This is a genomic window from Paenibacillus sp. AR247, assembly GCF_002968895.1.
Taxonomy (GTDB): Bacteria; Bacillota; Bacilli; order Paenibacillales; family Paenibacillaceae; genus Paenibacillus_AQ; species Paenibacillus_AQ favisporus.
Genome location: NZ_PCZT01000009.1, coordinates 676,519 through 677,704, shown reverse-complemented (window position 1 = coordinate 677,704; position 1,186 = coordinate 676,519). Strand labels below are relative to the sequence as shown.

Genomic DNA, 1,186 nt, shown 5'->3' with positions numbered 1-1,186 from the left:
GGAAGGATTTATTATGAACGTACTGATTATCGGAGCCAATGGCCAGATTGGCCGGCATCTTGTAAGAAAGCTGCAGGAATCCAACAAGCACAATGCTATCGCGATGGTGAGAAGCGACGAGCAGAAAGCGGCATTTGAAGAGCAGGGCGTGCAAGCGGTGCTTGCTGACCTGGAAGGAAGTATCGATGAGATTTCCCGCGTTGCCGAGGGGGCGATGCAGTTGTATTTACTGCAGGCTCGGGGTGCCATACAGGAGCGGATAAAACGNTGATGATTGATTTGGATGGTGCAATCAAGTCGGTAGAGGCTCCAATCATGGAAGCGTTAAACGCGTTATAAACATCCCGTAGAGACCCGAGGGGTATTTCTAGATAAACCAGGTTATTGAAGCCGCTGAATAAGCGGTTTTTTTCTGTAGCGTCATGCCTGCTACTCAGTCCCATGAGCGTGGCACTAGGGAAAAGGTCGAATGGATCAAGGAGGATAACCGATCGCTATCACGAGTAAAAAGATTCCGAATGTTTTTCGCCAATTTATATCTAGTACCAATATGCCGAGTATTTCGAAAGGGAGAGGAGAATCTTATGCATCGTCATCCATCGTTTAACTTGCTGCTTCACGACGACGAAGAACTGGCAGAATATCTAGGCAGCCCGGTCTCACAACGGATCACCATCCATGAATGGCCATTATCGTGTGTTCAGCGCATGGTTACGGAGCAGGGAGACCGTTACATTTATAAAGTACAGGCTCCGCCGACGCTGGAAGCCCAATTTTATGCTCGTGCCCAATCTCCGCTCCTGGTGCCGGTTCGCGTGATCGAAGCGAAGGACAATATGACGGCTATGCTAATGGAAGAAATCCAGGCGCCGCGGCTGAAGGACATTCCTTTAAAAGATTCGGAGGCAACCACCATCGCCAATGATCTGATAGACATGATCTCACAGATCCATGGAGATTTGCCTGTCATGTTCGACATCAGTACGGAAGAAGGATGGGCCGTATATATCGAGGGTGCTCTTCATGATATTTCCGAATGTATTCATGAAGGAAGCTTCAAGGAAGTGGACATCGGCAAGGTCAACAAACTGCGCGAGTGGAGTCAAGCCCCGGCATTGCTTACCGAACTCCGTTCACCTTCAGGATATGTACATGCAGACCTCAAAGCGGAAAATGTGCTGGTGAC

Annotated in this window: 2 protein-coding genes; both read left to right on the top strand. The window is 49.0% G+C overall.

All coding sequences use genetic code 11. The annotated features are described in order from the left end of the window. The first annotated feature begins 13 nt into the window (after positions 1-13). A complete protein-coding gene (locus tag CPT76_RS11185) occupies positions 14-271 on the top strand; it encodes an NAD(P)H-binding protein (RefSeq protein WP_483870065.1) in 258 nt (85 codons plus the stop codon). 313 nt (positions 272-584) lie between these two features. Continuing rightward, the coding region (locus CPT76_RS37260; protein WP_181152798.1) for an RIO1 family protein at positions 585-1,186 on the top strand (602 nt) is incomplete at its 3' end.